The organism is Flammeovirga sp. EKP202, from assembly GCF_014534745.1.
Classification (GTDB): Bacteria; Bacteroidota; Bacteroidia; order Cytophagales; family Flammeovirgaceae; genus Flammeovirga.
The window spans coordinates 134,404-153,252 of sequence record NZ_JACVVP010000011.1; the positions used below are offsets into that span (position 1 = coordinate 134,404).

Here is an 18,849-nt window from a genome sequence, read left to right on the forward strand (position 1 = left end):
AAAATAAATAATCCTAAAACAATAAATTTTCTTAAAATAATACTATTTAATTTTATTCAGAATATTATTTCTTGATTTTGTCACAAAACCTAAGCGAAGCTTGTTTAGGTAGGTGTCGGATGAATTGATTAGAATTCATTACTTAAATAATTATATTTTTTACAAACACACACATGACAAAAGAGACAGTACATTTAGTACATAAAATTCGCAAACAAGCTGATAAGTATAAAAGCAGAGATGCTGTAAGATTTCGTGTAGCGGATGCCATCTGGGAGAGCATTTCATGGAATGATTTTTCAGCTGAAATAAATAAGATATCATTAAGTCTATTGTCATCAGGTGTGGGTGTCCAAGACAAAATAGGTATTTACGCTCAAAACATGCCTAATTGGACCATTGCTGACTTTGCTTCTCAACAAATTAGAGCGGTAAGTGTATCAATTTACGCAACAAGTACTTCAAAACAAGCCGCTTATATCATCAATGATGCGAGCATAAAAGTACTATTTGTTGGTGATCAAGAACAATATGATAATGCAGCAGAAATTGCAGCGGAATGCCCGTCATTGGAGTGGATCGTAGCAATGAAGCCTAGCATTCATAGAAGAGGACATAAATTAGGTATTCTTTGGGATGACTTTATCGAGAAAGGAGAAAAGTCACAAGAAGAAGAATTATTAAAAAGAGTAGATGAGGCATCATTGACTGATTTGATGACCTTGATTTACACTTCAGGTACTACAGGTGAGCCTAAAGGTGTAATGATGGATTATCATAACTTCGGTAAGCAATTTGATGCTCATGATGAGTTCATTGAATTTACTGATAAAGATATCAACTTAAGTTTCCTTCCATTATCTCACGTATTTGAGAGAGCATGGTCAACTTATGTTTTATATAAAGGGGGTGTCAATAACTATTTGGAAGATACTAAGCTGATCAAAGAGGCATTAGTGGAAGTAAAACCAAATGTGATGTGTGCAGTTCCTCGTTTTTATGAGAAGATTTATTCTACAATTCACGAGAAAGTAGCAAAGGCGGCTCCTTCAAGACAGAAATTGTTCCATTGGGCAATTGGAGTAGGTAAAGAAGTATTCCACCACAAACTAAATAATGAAACTCCATCAGGATTTTTGAAATTCCAACATAAGATTGCTAACAAATTGGTGTTTAGTAAATTCCAGAAATTGATGGGTGGAAACATTAAGTTTATGCCAGCCGGAGGTGCTAAACTTGATCCAGAAATTGGTGAGTTCTTCCATGCTATTGGTATTCCTGTGGTATTAGGCTATGGTCTTACTGAGACAGCAGCCACTGTAACTGCATGGTACATTGATCGTGCTTTCAATCCAAATACTATTGGTACAAAAATGCCAAATGTTGATGTGAAAATTGGAGAAAATGACGAGATCTTAGTAAAAGGTGATGTAGTAATGAAAGGGTACTACAATAAGCCTGAAGAAACTGCGAAAGTATTTACTGAGGATGGTTATTTTAAAACCGGTGATGCTGGTAAATTTGATGAAGATGGTAACTTGATGATCACTGATAGAATCAAGGAACTAATGAAAACGTCAAATGGTAAATACATTGCACCTCAAGTGGTAGAAGGAAAGATCGGTAAAGATCACTTCATAGAGCAAATTGCTGTGATTGCGGATGGTAAAAACTTCGTTTCAGCTTTGATTGTTCCTACATACGAAAACCTTAAGGAGTTTGCTAGTGAAAATGGGATCACTTACAGTTCAAGAGAGGAATTAGTGAATCATCACGACATCCAAAAGTTGATCGAAAAGAGAGTAGAAGCACAACAACACGATTTGGCTCCTTTTGAAAAAGTAAAACGTTTTACACTTCTTTCTCAAGAGTTTTCTCAAGATAAAGGAGAAATGACACCTACTTTAAAATTAAAGAGAAAGGTGATCAATGAAAACTATAAAAGTGAAATTGCAGCAATGTACACAAAGTAAATTTGCAATGCATTTCAAATCAAGCCACTATCTGATTTTAGGTAGTGGTTTTTTTATGAATTTAGGTTCATTTCTTTCATAAAGTCTTTCAATTTAATGTTTTAGATAGATACTTCTTAATCTTGAAAAATGCTGAGGAGTGATACCTAAATAGGATGCAATATGGTTTGCAGATGCTTTTTTAAAAACAATTGGTTTTTTTAGGAATAAATTTTCAAACCTTTCACGGGGTGATTGTAACAAAAAAGACGTCACTTTTTCATGATACATTACAAAACTTTGCTCAGTTACTTTTCGAAGTAATCTTTCAATGTTGATCGACTGTCTTGCCAATTCGTTGAGTTCTTGATAAGAAAGCGTCAATAATGTAGTGGACTCCATAGCAACATTAAATGATTTGCATGGAACTTGAGAAATTATAGAGGGGAGATCTCCTGTAAATGAACCTTCGAAATAGAAACATTCCGTTATTTCTTCCTCCTCAACCATATAGTATTTTCTTAAATATCCTTTAGCAACAAAAGCAACTTGATCAGTTTCCTTTCCTTCATAATACCAATAATCTCCTTCGTCTAAATGTTTTACTGCAATAAGGTTTTTGATCAGTTTTTGTTCTTTGTCAGTTAATTTAGAAATACAATTGAGTTCTTCTATGAGTTGTTGTAGCATAATAAAAATTAGAAATGAATTTAGCTTTTGATATAACGTGATATGATAAAATCACTGATAAGGTAATTAAGTTTTGGTACAAGATGTTGTGTGATATTTACAAACTTAGCTTTAAAACCCGGAATTACAATATATTTTTGCTTCGAAAGCCCTTTTAGCATAGATCTACAAGCATAATCTAAAGGTAAATTCCCCGCGAAATTCTTCAGGATTTTTGATACTTTAGGAGACTCTTTCTTTTCCATTTCTACCAATGGCGTATCAATTTCTGGAGGGCATGCCGCAGTGATATGAATCCCAAAAGGCTTCCATTCGCTCCTCAATACACCAGCTAAGCCTAGCGTAGCGTATTTAGAACTAGAATAGGCTGAGTAACCGTAATTTGTAACAATACCTGCCAGTGAAACAATAAACATAAGTTGTCCTTTGGTCTTCTTAAGGTATTCGAAAGAGACTTCTGCGACATTACGAGAACCAAAAACATTGACATTGATAACTTGTTCGAAATCCTCCTTTGGAAAATCTATAAAAGGTACACACCTGCCTATACCTGCAGAGTGAATTACAATGTGAGGAGTTCCAATGGCTTTTACCCCTTCACCAAAACCATACTGAACAGAGGATAAGTCGGTCGTTTCCATTAAGATGGAATGGACACTGTTATCTACTCTTTTACTTTGAACAATTTCGCAGGTCTCCTCTAAATTCTTTCGGCCAAAGAGTACAATATTTGCCCCAAATGAAGAGAGCTGTTTTCCCATTTCTAAACCGATACCACTTGTTCCGCCAGTAATAAAGATGTTTTTGTTGTTGTAGTACTTCATTTTTAAGGTTTTCTATTATAAGTGAGTTTGGGAGTTGAATTTAAGGCATGAAAAATTTCCATTGGAGTCAGGTTGAAAATGATTTTTTCCTATCAATAATCTTATTATTTCATATTTTGTATCGAGTGTTTTCACCAAATCAGAAACTTCATCTTAGCCTAATTACAATTTGTCATTGAAATTGTTTTAAATCTAAATACTTTAAAAGTAGAATCATAACCCTACTTGAAAATACAATTATAGAGGGGGCATTTTTTTGTAATAGAAACAGAAAGGTTGAATTTAGAAAAATCCCTCTTTATTCCATTAGATTCCTCACCTTTAAGTTGTTGCTGTAAAAGCTAGTTTTAAGCAATACTCATTTATTATTTAAAACTAGGGTTATGCTAAGAAAACTATTGGTCATTTCATTATTATTTTTGATGAGTTGCAGTGGAGTAGCCAACGATCAAAAAGAAGAAAAAAGAAGATCAGAAAACACCACTTTTGAGATCATAACTTTACAAAATAAGAATGGTAGTAGAGTTGACATCACTAACTACGGGGCAAGAATAGCAGCTTGGTATGTGAAAGATAAAATGGATAGCTTAAGGAATATAGTATTAGGTTTTTCTACTTTGCAGCAATATCAAAAAGCAGGAGCTCCTTATTATGGAGCGATTATAGGCAGGTATGCCAATCGTTTACAAAATTTTGAATTGGATGGAAACAAAATTAACCTTACCAGTGATGAGTATATCTTGCATGGCGGGAAATCAGGTTGTCATGATAAATTCTGGAAGTTGGAGAATGTAACTAGTAATAAAGTAAAATTAGGTTACGAGTTTAAGGATAATGAAGGAGGCTTTCCTGGAAACCTTAAAGTTTCGGTTGAATATAAGCTGACGGATGAAAATGAATTAGTGATCAACTACTTTGCGACTACCGACAAAAAAACGGTTTTAAATCTTTCCAATCATGCCTTTTTTAATTTGAAAGGGGCAGGGAATGGATCTGTACTCGATCTTCAGTTAATGGTGAACGCAGATCGATTCACTCCATTAAAGAAAGGAGGATTACCCACTGGTGAGATTAGAGCAGTTGATTATTCTGTTTTTGATTTTAGAAGCTTGAAATCAGTAAGAGAGGTCATTGAAAGTCGGAATGAACAGATCAACCTAGCGAATGGATTAGACCATAATTTTATTAAAAAGAATAACGACATACCATTTATTACTGCTATTGACCCTCAGTCTGGAATTAAAATGGAAATGAAAACAACCTTACCCGCCGCTCAAATTTATACGGCTAACTTCCTTTCGGGAAAAGATAGAAGTGATGACGGTAAAGCTTTTAAAGCAAGGGAATCCATTTGTTTTGAAGCTCAATTCTATCCAAACTCACCTCATCATTCCAATTTTCCAAGTGTTGTTTTGGAAGTTGGAGAAGAGTACAAGCATTCTACGATCTATAAAGTAAGTACATTGTAAACTAAATTTTCGAATATTTATGGTATTTAGAAATCAGGAGATTTCTAATGATCTGAAGGACACGAATGACGCTATCGCTTAACATTCGCACCAGTGGTCTTTCTACTCAATTCGTTAAGTAGTACTTCCTTCGGCCTTGAAGGGAAAAGCGTTAAGAATTTCATGAAGTGAGCCGTTAAGAATGATTTTGCTGTTTGAGCGCAGCGAGTTTAAAATCATTTAGGCGAGAGGAATGAAATTTAGCTTTTGACTTCTAAGCCTAGATTTTTTGCTTCGTTTTTCATCAATGGAAAAATGAAGAAGAAGGAAGTTTGAAAGTTGATCCTATAATTACTTGTAGAAAGGTTGATTGAAAGTTGACGAAAATTTAGTTTACATTGTATACCATATTAAAAAAGTAGTAATCAGGAAACAATAATATTATAGTTTCCCTTTCAAATTTTATTGGTTGGATGAAAATGGATGTTTCTATTCGATATAAATTGAAACCCATTGAGCGATCATTCTTCCAACATATAAAGAATATTTATTTTTAGTCAATAAATGATCAGCTCCATCTAATGAAATAAAACTTTTAGGATGGTGTGCAAAACCATAAATCTCTGCAGCATTTTTGATTTCGACTGTAGTGTCTTGTGGTGAATGAGTAATTAGGATGGGTTTTCTTAATGTAGCCATTAGTTTTTCCATATCTGTAGAAGAAATATCATCAATGAATTGTTTTGAGATCGTAAATGGTCTACCTCCTAACTCTACTAAAGCCTTACCTTTTTCTTTAATTTCATCAATACTTTGCTTAAAAAGATGCTGAACATGGTGTGGAGCGGAAGGGGCTCCAATGGTAGCAATGGCTTCAATCGAGACAATTTGTTTACCTGCATAGATAGCTGCAGCACCACCAAGAGAGTGTCCAATCATAAGTTTGGGTGCTTTATATTCTTTGGATAAATATTCAGCAACATCTATCAAGTCTTGTACATTCGAACTAAAATCGGTTTCACTAAATTCACCTGCACTTTGACCTAATCCAGTAAAATCAAATCGCAAAACTGCTACTCCCATAGCGTTTAATGCTTTTGCAATGTTGATCACTGCATTCAAATTTTTTGAACAAGTAAAGCAGTGTGCAAATATTGCATAAGTTGTAGTTGCTTCAGGAAGCTCCAGTTTGGAAGCTAATTCTATTCCTCTACTATTTCTAATTTTAAGATCAATGGATTGCATGTAGGTATATTATTTTGGGTTTCTATTAGTGGAATTCAATATAGTAATATAAAAAATACGGTTAATTAATACTTATTGAATTGTGAAATAAAAACCTGTATCTATAATTAAAGCTGACTTCAATAAGGAACGTTTTAATGGGGTTAGAAGGTCAAATTCTATGCAAATCGTTTTCTCTATGTTATAGAATACATCTGTTGCAAAAGAAGTAGTATAGTGTTTTTATTTAAAAAATCTTTAGGAATAAAAGTAGAATTCTTTGTCTGTATATTTTTGAGAAAGGAAAACCTAATCCTTGAAATATTACAATAAATTGATTAGATTGTTGTGACTTTAGCAAGTTATTAATTTTAGTGGAGCAAGTCTAGAATCTATATTTTTTTTGAAGGTTAAATCCTCTTATTTAAAAGCTCCAAATTGTGATTCCGTTCATTCTTAATTTAAACACTAACCAATATGACAAACACAAAAAAACACACTAGGGTTGTATTATTATCTAAAAATCATTTATCAGAAGTTATCCCTATCTGATAGAGTTGGTTTTGATTCCTATAATTTAAAATGGGCTTTGAAGAATGCTCACTTTTTATTTACTCTTAAGAAAATTTGAAAAGCTCTTTACTCAAAGTTATAGCTATCAACATCATCTGAGATCAAACTATCGATTGTCCTATTATATATCTGAATTTAAAATTGTATTTAACCACTTCAACAACAGTAAGCTTCTGTATTAAAATAGAAGTTAAAAACTCACACCCTTTATTGTTTGATTGAGATATCAAAATTGAAAAGACCAAATACAATTCCTTTTCTTGATTTTAGTAGCATAGTCGAATAGTATTTAATGAAGAAATGAAATACACTATTACAAATCGAATTGAAATGAAGATTATTTACACTTTAGTATTATTACTTTTAACTACCCTTCCTCTTTATCAAATTACAGCACAAGATTCACAATCTTTTCTTAATCAAAAGTTAGTTTTAGCTCTAAATAATCCACTTTTGAGCTTCAGTACTGAATCGGGAAATCTCCAAAAAATGAGATATGAGACGCTTTTTGGAAGTAAAGAAAGTCACCTTAATGGGCGATATAGAACCCAACAGCCTAATATTACTTTTATGGTGAACCCGATGACGCCTGATGATGCAGTAGCTTACGAAATAAAAGTAGCAAAGGAAATGGGGATTGATGGTTTTAAGTTTCCTCTTGTGATTGATGCAGATCAGTCATATATGGATCGTGCAATTAAAAACATTACTTATTACGTCACCTCAGCAGTCAATAGAAAGCTTGATTTTACATTTTCAATTGAATTAATTTTGAAGAGAGATCCAGCGTCAATGTCTGAAGATCTGATGTATGATGTTTTACAAAATCGATTGAAGGAAATTTTCCAAAAAACGAAATATTCTGATAAGTGGTTAAGAAGTAGTGATAATAAAATTGTAGTTTTTACGAAGTCTCCGCTTCATGTTTTGGATAAAACAAGGGTGGCAAAGGAAAAGGAATTGACAGATCATCCTGAGATGATTAAGGAGATTCATACCACTCTAAAAAGTATATCTTCGTCCCTCAATACAAAACTCACCTATGTCTTTGAAACGAAATATCCCGCTAATCAACGTTTTAATGAGGAAGTTTTGAAACTGTTCCCCGCTATTTCACAGAGTAAACAATCTATGGCTTCAGAAGAAAACGTGAATGCTTTGAAGAACCTTTGTAAATCAAATAACAAACCTTTCATTCAAAATGTATTTCCTGATCACTTAAGTTCTCAAATGAGATTGAAGAAAAATGATCAGTTAGTGCAGGAGAACTCTGAAGTATCTAAAGGTCTAACTTTAAATGATGTATACGTTACAGGTCAAGACTTAAAGCTTACGCATACGTATAGGAATTTGCTCCAATCTGCTGTGGACAATGATGCCGCAATGATCAATTTGATGTCATGGAATTATTTTGATGATGGCTCACACATTGCTCCTGAAGCACACCATGGATTTGGCTATGGGATGTTATTAAGACACTATAAAAAAATGTGGTTAGATGAGGAAGATCAAGGCATAAATAGAGAATTATTAATGACATCTTATAAAGCAACTTCTTCAAAACACATTTCTAAAACAAGACCTGAGGTAAAGTATACTGTCCACTATTTAAACAAAGAAGAACAGGAAGATCGGATTGAAGTATTGACGATCTTAAGAGAGCCAGGTGAGGTATATTGTAATGGAAAATTGTTGGGAGAAGCACCTGCTGGAATACATGCTTTTTACGCTTCTCATCAAGAAGGAGAAGTAAGTGTGGAATTGAAAAGAGGAGCAAAGGAGATAATGAAATATACCACTCCAAAAGTAATCAAAAGCAATGCTGAGAAGATAGATTGGATGACCTATAGTTTTACCAATTTGGATGAAAAAATTGGTCTTTATTATCAGAATATTGTTTTGGATTTTGAGATAAAACAAATGTATCGACGTTTTATTGTGTCAGAAGCAAATCAAAAGATATGGAGAAATGCACTTCAAAAAAGATATATTGAGAAGATGAATGCCCTATATGTTTATGGTGACACACCTCAAAAATTTCTTTCAAACTGTAAAAAAATAGATAAAAAATATAAAGAAACCATTAGGACAATTTTAGATAGCTTCCAATTTAAAGTTTGGTTGGAAATGGAAGAAAATGTGCAAAAAAATATGGGGATATCCACTATTATCGATCCAATGAATGACGTTTTATTAGAGGGTGAAAGCACATTGGATGAGGACGATATTTAAGTTAGAATTATCATTAATGCATTGTAAACTAAATTTTTATTATTTATGATGTTCAGAAATCAGGAGATTTCTGATGATCTGAAGGACACAAATGACGCTAACGCTTAACATTCGCGCCAGTGAGCTTTCTACCATTTTAGTTTGGTAGTATTCTCCTCCGGCCTTGAAGGGAAAAGCGTTAAGAATTTCATGTATTGAGCCGTTAAAAATGATTTTGCTGTTTGAGTGCAGCGAGTTTAGAATCATTTAGGCGAAAGGAATGGAATTTAGCTTTTGACTTCAAAGCCTTGACTTTTTTGCTTCGTTTTTGTGTTAAGACAAAAATGAAGAAGAAGGAAGTTTGAAAGTAGTTCCAATAAATGCTTGTAGAAAGGTCGATTGAAAGTTGACGATAATTTAGTTTACAACGTAATTAATATTCATAAAAAGAGTTTTAAAAGAAAGGGTTGAAAAAATGGATTTCTAGTTGATTTGTCACATGAAAAACAAGATAAAGGTATATTGGTAAGGTTTTGGTTCAATTAAATGATAGTAAATTTGCGAAAATTACGATTGTAATGTTTATTGCAAAAAATGGAATTTAGATGAAATTGATTACTTATACAAAATACCTTTATGAATAGAATCAGTGAAAAAGTTTGCTGAATTTTTTTTAATCAACTAGGTAATGTATGAAAATGGGAGTAGAATAGTGAGTATCATGATAACTGTACTACTTAATAAAAACAGTGCGAATCGGAAAATAAAAGTGATTAGAAAATCAGTCTTAAAATTGATTTTTTGCCCAGTAGTTTCACTTTAATTCAAACAAAGTAGGAACAGATTTATCGACAAGTACTAGTCATATCAGCCTCATCCAAATCTTCCAATTTTATATTTTATTGAACAAACTTACTTTTTTAAAAGAAAAGACTTGAGATATAAAGGTGATCATTCTGTAGTGATTGTTTCACCATTGAAATCCTTATGTTACCAAGTATAACATCCTCTGAAAATTACATTGGTGTTTTAGTATTTCATTAAGGATAGAAAGATATCGTAGGTAGTGTATATCATCTTTTTATGAATTATTACAAAGATATTTTTTACAATATATTTTGTATACACCCTATGATTTTAGATAGTTGGAATTTGGAGCCCGACAGTACAAATTCTAACAAGAAACTACGTAAAGGAAATAACATTCCTCTTACAATAATTTTAAAGCACTTTATCTTAATTGATAAAGTGCTTTATTTTTGGATAGTACTTATGTTAATTTGTTATTAGCAAGGAATGATCTTTTTACTTCATTTTACTGTAAACAAGAAGAATTCAATACATTGTAAACTAAGTTTTCATCAACTTTTAATCAACCTTTCTACAAGTATTTATAGGCTCTACTTTCAATCTTCCTTCTTCTTCGTTTTTGTCCTGAAACAAAAAGAAGTAAAAAATTCAAGGCCGACGAATTTACTGCTAAATAATTGTTTGATAACAGATCAAAAGACAAGAGTTTTATAATTATCTTCTATAATGTAGTGCTGTAGGGTCTCGTTACATTTCAACGTCCTCGCGAGCCATAATACGCTTCCATTTATCCTTCATAAAAGGAATACATTAATTAACGAAAACTTAGTCTACAATGTGCCTAATGACTCTCACTTACCACCAACACAAATGTAGCGTCAAAGAAAAAGTGATGCGTTGAATAAAGTGGGGTATACCTATTCAATCATCACTTTTAATTCACTAACTATTGTTAAATAGCATGTCTAAAAGGAACACTGTCTAGTAAGGCGTCATCTGTATTCAGGATCACCTCATTTAACTTTTCAACAATTATAGATTTATCTCTAGGTAATTGAGCATCGAAACTTACTGAATTGATGGCGTGTATACCCATGTAAAGAGTAGGAACATTTACTAATTCAATAGTTTTGATTTGTTCTTCTAATACTTCTCTTTCAGTAGATATACTAAAAGTTCCCTTCGCAACATCATTTTCTAGGATGGTACCTTTGTTGGCGTTTAAAGTTGTCGGTACGATCCCTAAAGGTTTTACTTTGTTGATCAAACGAGCATTTGCCTCTGCGTTTTCAATACCTCTTTCACCTCCTGCAGCACCAAACATAAAACCATAGAAGAAAGTGATACCAAACTTATTTAAACGTTCTAATTGTTCTTCTGTATCTTGTAAGGTCGCCCCTTTGTTAAGGTAGTCAAGTGCATCACTTAAACCTGTTTCGACTCCGATCCATAAATCTCCGATTCCTAATTTTGCTATTTCGGCCAAATCTTCATCAGATTTATGCATGATATTATTGATGGATGCATACATCGTGATCACTTCGACTTTTGGAAGGTACTGATGTATCAAATCTGCAATTGCTTTTAATCTTTTGGCTGAAAGTACAAAGGCATCACCATTGACTAAAAATATACGCTTAACATCAGGATATAATAATTGTGCTTCTTTTAAATCTTCCTCAATTTGTGCCATTGATGAGACCGAAAATTTCGTTTCTCTATACATAGTACAAAAAGTACATTCATTGTGTGCACAACCTACTGTAACTTCTAATAATAATGTATTGCCTTCATAAGGCGGTCTATAAACTTGTCCTGTATATTTCATTTATTTTAATATTTTATTTGTAAAAGCGATAAGCTTTTCGATTTCATTTTCATTGTAAGCACTTGCATGTGCTTTGGTATATCTACCCGAATCATTGTCATAGTAGTCACCACTATGTTGAAGGTGCTGATCTTCTAATGCTAACTCAACCAATAAATCTGATCCCTTCTCTGCAGGTGACCAGAATTGACCATATGCATCTAAGGCCATTTTTGTTCTCAAAAGTGAACCTGGGTTAACAGCGATGGAAACAATATTTTTATATTCTTTTGATAAAAATGTATTCCATATTGTCAATGCCAACTTACTTTGAGCATAGGCGTTATTCACTTCCAATACCGCTTTTCCTTCTATTTGATTGTAATAAATATCTGCCTGAGCTGCTGAACTTAGGTTAATAATCCTTGGTTGTTGAGCATTGCTTAATGTTTCCATCAATGCATTGGTCAGTACATAAGGAGCCAAATAATTGACGGTAAAACGAAGGTCATAACCCAATAAATTATTTGAAGAACTACCATGAAACACACCAGCATTATTGATAAGGACATCGATATAATCAACGTTTGCCATTATCTCATTGCCCATCATTTTTACTTCTTCTAAATTCGAGAAATCAGCTACAAAGCCTTTTATATTTTCATTATTGGTTAATGATTTAATTTCTTCAATAAGTGCATCAACTTTAGATTGATTTCTTCCATGAACAAACACATAATGTCCTTTTTGTACTAATGTTACAGCTGCAATTTTTCCAATGCCATCTGTACTACCTGTAATTAATATATTTTTTCTTTCCACTTGTTTCTCCTTTTTGTTTTTAATCGTTCACCAAGCATCAACGTTTTTTAAAGTTGATGCATGATGTTTTTAATTTTATCTGTTATGATAAATCGTCTTTTGCTTCAATTAAGAAGTGATGACTAATAGATCCTGCTGTTCTTTCCTTTAAATGAGGAACATAACCTGGGTCTTTCATAAAGTTTAAAGCAGCATCTTTAGAAGGCCATTCAATTAAAATGCGAAGTGCTGCATCTACTTTTTCACCCTCCAATTGTTCGTGACTAGCCGTTCTAGCAAGGTATTTACCTCCATGCTTTGCCACTAACTTGTTGGCAGGTTCTAAGTAATCTGCAATCCATACATCTGTTGTTGGTGTAACATCTAATACTGAGTAGTAAGCCATAACATTTAATTTTTAAGTGGTGATTAATAACAATACAAAGATACTTGGTTGATAGATGGATTAAGTTGTATGTATATTGGTAAGAATTGTATGAATATTGGAAATGGAAGAAAAATAAGATGGTAATTGTATTATTTAGAGAGGTTTGTACTAATTTTATGCTATAAATAATGCTATTAATCCGATATATATACAATGAAGATAGAATCAATCAATAAATTATTAGAAATTCATGTGGAAGAATTAGATACATGGATCAAAAGACCTTATAAAAATAACTTCTTTGAGATCGTATATGTAGAACAAGGAAGTGGGAGACAATGTATTAATGATCATGAATTTGAATACAATGAAGGGAATATCTTTTTCCTTCCACCTATGGATTGTCACTCTTTTAAAATAAAGGAATCCTCAAAATTTTATTTTATAAGATTTACGGACCACTATTTCCTTCAGAAAGATACTTTAATGGACTATAAGGCTTGGTTTGATAGAGTGGCTTATGTAATTGCTAATTACAATAAGGTGCCAGGAGATATTATTTCAACTGATCAAGACCGTCAGTTTATTATCAACAATATCAAATCAATATATAAAGAATATCTTTTGGCGGATGCTTATTCAACTTCTATTATTACGGGGGTTATTGCGTCCATTCTCAATATTTTAGCACGAAGTATCGAAAAAAGATATGTGGACAAAGCAAATGAAGTAGATAGTCGTTTCGGTGAAATATTACGATATATCAATATGAACCTCCTTGATAATGAAAAGCTAAGATTGAATCATCTCTCAGAACAATTTGGTATTTCAAAGTCTTATTTCTCAGAATACTTCAAAAAACAAGCAGGAGTAAGCTTGGGTGACTATATACTGAAATCAAAGCTAAAAATTGTGGAGACAAAAGTCTTACATACTGATTTAAGCCTAAAAGAGATTGCTTGGCAGTTGAACTTTACAGACAGTAGTCATTTGGCTAGATCATTTAAGAAAGTTTACGGAAGTACAGTAAAAGAATTTAAACAAATGGGAAAATTGAAGTGTGATTTATAGTTCAAATCTTTAAACATGAAGTACATAATTTGCTATTAATTGATGTAGTGACTACTTTGTTTAAAGAATGAGACTAACAGATTTAATCGAAATTATTCTTTAAAACGAAAGCAACAAGCAAAATTTAATTATTTTAAAATGATACGAGAAATTACTCTAAACGATGCTCAAGCAGTAGCCGACATTTATAACTATTACATCGAAAATACGGTAGTAACTTTTGAAGAAACTGCGGTCAGCGCTGAAGAAATCAAACAAAGAATTTTAGCAAAAAGAGAAGATTTACCTTGGATTGTGTTTGAAAAAGAAGGAGTGGTAGTAGGTTATGCTTATGCGTCTGAATGGAAGTCGAGATGTGCCTATAAATTTTCAATTGAAAGTACAGTTTATCTCAAAAATACAAACCTTAAAGAAGGCATTGGAACCTTACTTTATACTGAACTAATTGACCGTATTAAAAAGACAAATGTTCATGCTATCATAGGAGGTATTGCATTACCAAATGATGGGAGTACAAGACTACATGAAAAACTTGGGTTCGAGAAAGTTGCTCAATTTAGAGAGGTAGGTTACAAATTTGACCAATGGATTGATGTCGGGTATTGGGAATTGATATTGTAATCTTTGTAGGTGATTTAATTTGAAATTAGATTTTCCTTTAGTATTGATGTGTGACTTTTAAAGCAATTGAAGCAATCATTTATTATTTAATGCTCAACATTATTTTTAGTAATAGATTTCTAGTAACTGTATATTAACTTTGTCAATACGAAACCTATTTTCTATTTTATTATTGCCGCGATGAGTATAGAACAAGCGTATAATAGTTGGGCGGATATTTATGATTCGAACCAAAATAAGACAAGAGATCTAGATGCCAAAGCTACTGTTGAAACCTTGTCAAAATATGATTTTAAAAATGTCATTGAACTAGGGGCAGGGACGGGGAAAAATACCTCTTTCTTATTGTCAAAAGCGGAGCAAGTAGTAAGTCTTGACTTTTCAGAAGAGATGCTCAATAAAGCCAAGGTTAAAATTAAAGATGAACGCGTCTCTTTTAGAAGAACTGATTTAAATAAAGAATGGGATGCAGAAGATGATTTTGCAGACTTAGTGACGGCAAGTTTATGCCTTGAACATATTGAAAATTTGAATCAGATTTTTGCAAAAGCAAACACAAAACTTAAAAAGAAGGGGCTCTTTTTCATCAGTGAATTGCATCCTTTCAAACAATATCTTGGAACAAAAGCAAGATATGAAACGGAAGAAGGTGTGAAAGAACTTGAGGTTTATACCCATCATCTTTCAGAATTTATACACTCTGCACAAATCAACGGCTTTACTTTAAAAGAAGTGGAAGAGTGGTTTGATGGGGAAGCAGAGAATGAGGTACCTAGAATCATTTCCCTCGTTTTTCAAAAATAAGTTTATGACACCAATCCAAGTAGTTGCTGCAATCATGATTAATGATCAACAAGAAATTTTAATCACTCAAAGACCTTTGCATAAATCACAAGGAGGATTGTGGGAATTTCCGGGAGGGAAGATTGAAAAAGGAGAATCAAAGGAAATGGCTTTGGTGAGAGAAATCAAAGAAGAGTTGAATGTTACGATTAAAATAGAGGATTTTGTTCACTCTTGTGAGCACGATTACGGAAGTGTTGTCATTGAACTATTTGCCTATTTTTCTAAAATCATGACTGGTACAATCCATTTGCATGAACACATTGACATGAAGTGGGTAAGTCTTGATACATTAGAACGTTATGATTTGGCTCCTGCGGATATTCCAATTGCAGAAAAAATAAAAGAATTTTTTAAAACTTAATAGAAACTTTAAATGGATTATTGATAATTCTGGAGAGTACAGAGATAAATGGTTTAAATTTCAAGAACAACAAAGAGTTGAATACGTAAGGGAGGAAGTAGAAATGAATGAAGAAGAATTTCTAGATTAAACCCATTGTAAACTAAGTTTTCTGCTGATTTGAAGGATAAAAATGACGCTTATACTTAACATTTGGCCATTGAACTTTATACTGTTTTATTTTGGTAGTACTCTCCCCCGGCATTGAAGGGAAAAGCGTTAAGAGTTTCATGGAATGAACCGTTAAAAATGATTTTCTTGTTTGAGCGCAGCGAGTTTAAAATCATTTAGGTGAGAGGAATGAAATTTAGCTTTTGACTTCTAAGCCTAGATTTTTTGCTTCGTTTTTCATCAATGGAAAAATGAAGAAGAAGGAGGTTTGAAAGTAGGAGGTAAAAGCTTGCAGAATAATTGATTGGAAGTTGGCGGTAATTTAGTTTACAATATATAAAACCCTGACCTAAAAAAGAATCACCTGACTCTTCTCAGAGAAAGGTGATTCGATTGATTGTAAAGAAAATCTTTTCTGATTAAGCTGGGCTTAATGCAGAGATTTCGTCTTCAGAGTTTACGATATCCAACATTACAGAATCAGCAGCGATAGTTTCGCCTTCTTCAGCAATAATATGGTTTACGAAACCACTGAAATCAGAAACAATATTATTTTCCATTTTCATGGATTCTAAAATCACGATTGGTTGACCTTTTTCAACTTTATCACCTGTTTTCACAAGTACGCTAATTACTCTACCTGGCATTGGTGCAAGTACTTTTTTACCCATTTTCATAGGCTTAGCTACTTTTTCCTCTACCACTACTTCTTCAACTGCTTGAGCAGCTGCAGCTTCTTTTTGTTTCGCTTCGAATTGCTCTTTCTTTAATTTCTTAAGGAAACCTTTCGCTACTAATGGGAATAACTCTAATAGTAATTCTTCTTCGTAGTTCTCAGCCAATTTCACACCGCCAAACTCAGCAAGAGTAGGGTTGTCTTGTGACTTGTAAGTACTAGTGTCGAATGGTCTTTCATCCTCGAAACCACAGATTTGCTTTCTAAACTCAGGCTTAACAGGAATTGGAGTCTTACCGTAATCACCTTTCACTAAGCTTTGGAATTGGTTAGAAGTGTTAGAGTACATTTCTTTACCTTGTTTTAAGCTCATTGCTGCGTTTACTGCTTGAGCACCAACGATTTGTGAAGTAGGAGTTACTAGTGGAGGAAGACCAGCATCCATACGTACTTGAGGGATCAATTTCATTGCTTCGTCCAAGATTTCGTCTGAACCTAAAGCTTTCAATTGAGCTACCATATTAGAGTACATACCACCTGGAACCTCAGCTTCTTTCACCTTCGTGTTTGGTTTAGGGAAGTTGAAGTAGTCCTCGATTTGGTGACAGATATCTAATAATGTATCCTCGTTACCAGCATTTACAGCTGCAATAGCATCATTAAATAACTTGTCTACGTGTGGAGGAAGAGTATCTGTAAGAGGGTTGAAAGGATTAGGGAAGCTATCATAAGCATCAAATGCTTTCAATTCTTTACGAACGTCTACTAATTTAGCGTTGATTTTCGCAACAGCCTCCATGTTTACATCCATTTCGATACCTAATTTCTTAGCGAAAAGGTAGATTAATTCTAAAGCAACACCAGCTGATCCACCTGCGAAGTTCCAGATGTTTGTATCTACGATATCCGCACCGCTCATCACAGCACATAATACTGCTGCTAAACCATAACCTGGAGTACAGTGTGTATGGAAATCAACAGGGATAGAAAGGTTTGCTTTAAATAGTTTTACTAGTTTGGCAACTCTCATTGGAGGAATCAAACCAGACATATCTTTGATAGAGATCATATCTGCACCTAACTTTTCCATTTCTAAGGCTAAGTCAAGGAAATATTGATCTGTAAATACTGGCTTAGGAAGTGGCTTACCTTTAAAGAATGCTTTAATTCTCTCCATTGTAGAGAAGTGTGGGTCAATTGTATAACAAACCGCACAGTCAGCAATACCACCGTATTTTTTTACATACTTAATAGTAGACTTAATGTTGTTAGTATCATTAAGAGCATCAAAGATTCTCATGATACCTAAACCATTATTGATAGATGTTTTACAGAAACCTTCAATAATTTCTTCAGTATAAGGAGTGTAACCAAATAAGTTACGACCACGAGATAAGGCAGTCAATTTACTTACATTACCAACTGAATCATGAATAGTTTTTAAACGTGTCCATGGGTTTTCACCTAAATAACGCATTACTGAATCCGGAACAGCACCACCCCAAACTTCCATTGCATAGAAATTGGCGTCTTGGTAATCAGGAAGAAGATAATCAACCTGAGCTTGAGTCATTCTTGTAGCAAATAATGATTGTTGCCCGTCACGTAGCGTTAAATCTCTAATTAATAGTTTCTTTGACATCTTATCTTATGGTTTATTACACTGTTTGTCCAATAATATTTTGTCGAATATTAAGCGGATATAATTCATTTTCGATGGAACATTGTATACATGTGTTCCGGTAAAACATTAATTACAAAGGTTAATTAATATTATACTTCAAAGGTGGGATAGTTTTGCGACGAATGAAGTGATATCCCTTGTTAGAAAATGCTGATTTTGTACACCTTTTTTGGAGACCCCTATTTTTTTTAGTGAGGGTTGTCATTAAATAAATGAATGTGAACAGGGAATAATGGTAAAATGCAGTTCTTTTTATGATTTTAAACCGTTCATTTTCAGTAAGTAAAAAAATAAGCTCATGAATTAACGATGAGCTTAAGCATAAAGGGCAGAAAAAGAGATTTATCAACCTTGAGGTCTGAAAAAAAACTCTTCCTTGACAATTTTGCCATCTTTTACTTCATAAACGGCAATTTCTGTACTTTTTGACCTTTGACCAGTAGGTTTAAAAGTGGCATCCATCATAATAGTACAAGAAAAGAAGTCGTCTGCAACAATTGGGTCCGATACTGAAAAACCATGTGGCTCCATCATATCCATAAACTGTTTGCCTTTTTCAGCAAGTCCATCAAGACCTCTGACTTCTTTTACAGGAGCACCATCCGGCTCAATGCTGACACAATCGTCAGCGAATAATTCTTCTTGTGCTTTTTCGAATTCGCCGATTCGGCACAATTCTACTAAGCGGTGAGCAATTTCTTTAATTGTCATA

Annotated in this window: 15 protein-coding genes; 7 read left to right on the forward strand and 8 right to left on the reverse strand. The window is 33.3% G+C overall.

What is annotated here, in order from left to right; all coding sequences use genetic code 11:
- The first annotated feature begins 173 nt into the window (after window positions 1-173).
- Window positions 174-1,973: a long-chain fatty acid--CoA ligase gene (locus tag IC221_RS09230; protein WP_188168694.1), complete on the forward strand. Its 1,800-nt coding sequence runs from the start codon at window positions 174-176 to the stop codon at window positions 1,971-1,973.
- A 93-nt stretch (window positions 1,974-2,066) separates the two neighbouring features.
- On the opposite strand, the gene IC221_RS09235 is transcribed toward IC221_RS09230, so the two are convergent.
- Together IC221_RS09235 and IC221_RS09240 are read right to left on the reverse strand one after the other, a co-directional pair.
- Window positions 2,067-2,642 (reverse strand): Crp/Fnr family transcriptional regulator, encoded by a 576-nt coding sequence (locus tag IC221_RS09235; protein ID WP_188168695.1) that lies wholly within the window; start codon window positions 2,640-2,642, stop codon window positions 2,067-2,069.
- Between the two features lie 20 nt (window positions 2,643-2,662).
- Window positions 2,663-3,466 (reverse strand): SDR family NAD(P)-dependent oxidoreductase, encoded by an 804-nt coding sequence (locus tag IC221_RS09240; RefSeq protein WP_188168696.1) that lies wholly within the window; start codon window positions 3,464-3,466, stop codon window positions 2,663-2,665.
- Window positions 3,467-3,849: 383 nt separating this feature from the next.
- On the opposite strand from IC221_RS09240, the gene IC221_RS09245 reads away from it, so the two are divergent.
- On the forward strand, window positions 3,850-4,935 hold the full coding sequence (locus IC221_RS09245) for an aldose epimerase family protein (RefSeq protein WP_188168697.1): 1,086 nt from the start codon (window positions 3,850-3,852) through the stop codon (window positions 4,933-4,935).
- A 468-nt stretch (window positions 4,936-5,403) separates the two neighbouring features.
- Here the strand turns inward: IC221_RS09245 and IC221_RS09250 are convergent, their stop codons facing one another.
- Window positions 5,404-6,159 (reverse strand): S9 family peptidase, encoded by a 756-nt coding sequence (locus IC221_RS09250; RefSeq protein ID WP_188168698.1) that lies wholly within the window; start codon window positions 6,157-6,159, stop codon window positions 5,404-5,406.
- Between the two features lie 882 nt (window positions 6,160-7,041).
- Between IC221_RS09250 and IC221_RS09255 the strand changes: the two genes are divergently transcribed.
- On the forward strand, window positions 7,042-8,943 hold the full coding sequence (locus IC221_RS09255) for a hypothetical protein (protein WP_188168699.1): 1,902 nt from the start codon (window positions 7,042-7,044) through the stop codon (window positions 8,941-8,943).
- Between the two features lie 1,741 nt (window positions 8,944-10,684).
- Here the strand turns inward: IC221_RS09255 and IC221_RS09260 are convergent.
- The 3 genes from IC221_RS09260 to IC221_RS09270 all read right to left on the reverse strand — a co-directional run bounded on the left by IC221_RS09260 (window position 10,685) and on the right by IC221_RS09270 (window position 12,746).
- Window positions 10,685-11,560, reverse strand: a complete 876-nt coding sequence (locus IC221_RS09260; protein WP_188168700.1) for a radical SAM protein — start codon at window positions 11,558-11,560, stop codon at window positions 10,685-10,687.
- A complete protein-coding gene (locus tag IC221_RS09265; RefSeq protein ID WP_188168701.1) occupies window positions 11,561-12,361 on the reverse strand; it encodes an SDR family NAD(P)-dependent oxidoreductase in 801 nt (266 codons plus the stop codon).
- Between the two features lie 82 nt (window positions 12,362-12,443).
- Complete coding sequence (locus IC221_RS09270; protein ID WP_188168702.1) at window positions 12,444-12,746, reverse strand: DUF1330 domain-containing protein; 303 nt, start codon at window positions 12,744-12,746, stop codon at window positions 12,444-12,446.
- A 195-nt stretch (window positions 12,747-12,941) separates the two neighbouring features.
- Between IC221_RS09270 and IC221_RS09275 the strand changes: the two genes are divergently transcribed.
- The 4 genes from IC221_RS09275 (at window position 12,942) to mutT (ending at window position 15,627) form a co-directional block, all read left to right on the forward strand.
- Complete coding sequence (locus tag IC221_RS09275) at window positions 12,942-13,799, forward strand: AraC family transcriptional regulator (protein WP_188168703.1); 858 nt, start codon at window positions 12,942-12,944, stop codon at window positions 13,797-13,799.
- 138 nt (window positions 13,800-13,937) lie between these two features.
- A complete protein-coding gene (locus IC221_RS09280; protein WP_188168704.1) occupies window positions 13,938-14,420 on the forward strand; it encodes an arsinothricin resistance N-acetyltransferase ArsN1 family B in 483 nt (160 codons plus the stop codon).
- A gap of 180 nt (window positions 14,421-14,600) precedes the next feature.
- On the forward strand, window positions 14,601-15,224 hold the full coding sequence (locus IC221_RS09285) for a class I SAM-dependent methyltransferase (RefSeq protein WP_188168705.1): 624 nt from the start codon (window positions 14,601-14,603) through the stop codon (window positions 15,222-15,224).
- Window positions 15,225-15,228: 4 nt separating this feature from the next.
- Window positions 15,229-15,627 carry an 8-oxo-dGTP diphosphatase MutT gene (gene mutT / locus IC221_RS09290; RefSeq protein WP_188168706.1) on the forward strand — a complete coding sequence of 133 codons (399 nt, stop codon included), beginning with the start codon at window positions 15,229-15,231 and terminating at the stop codon, window positions 15,625-15,627.
- A 569-nt stretch (window positions 15,628-16,196) separates the two neighbouring features.
- On the opposite strand, the gene IC221_RS09295 is transcribed toward mutT, so the two are convergent.
- Together IC221_RS09295 and IC221_RS09300 are read right to left on the reverse strand one after the other, a co-directional pair.
- A complete protein-coding gene (locus IC221_RS09295) occupies window positions 16,197-18,095 on the reverse strand; it encodes a biotin/lipoyl-containing protein (RefSeq protein ID WP_188168707.1) in 1,899 nt (632 codons plus the stop codon).
- 387 nt (window positions 18,096-18,482) lie between these two features.
- The gene (locus IC221_RS09300; RefSeq protein ID WP_188168708.1) at window positions 18,483-18,848 is read right to left on the reverse strand and encodes a nuclear transport factor 2 family protein; all 366 of its coding nucleotides are present in this window, start codon (window positions 18,846-18,848) and stop codon (window positions 18,483-18,485) included.
- Between the last annotated feature and the right edge of the window lies 1 nt (window position 18,849).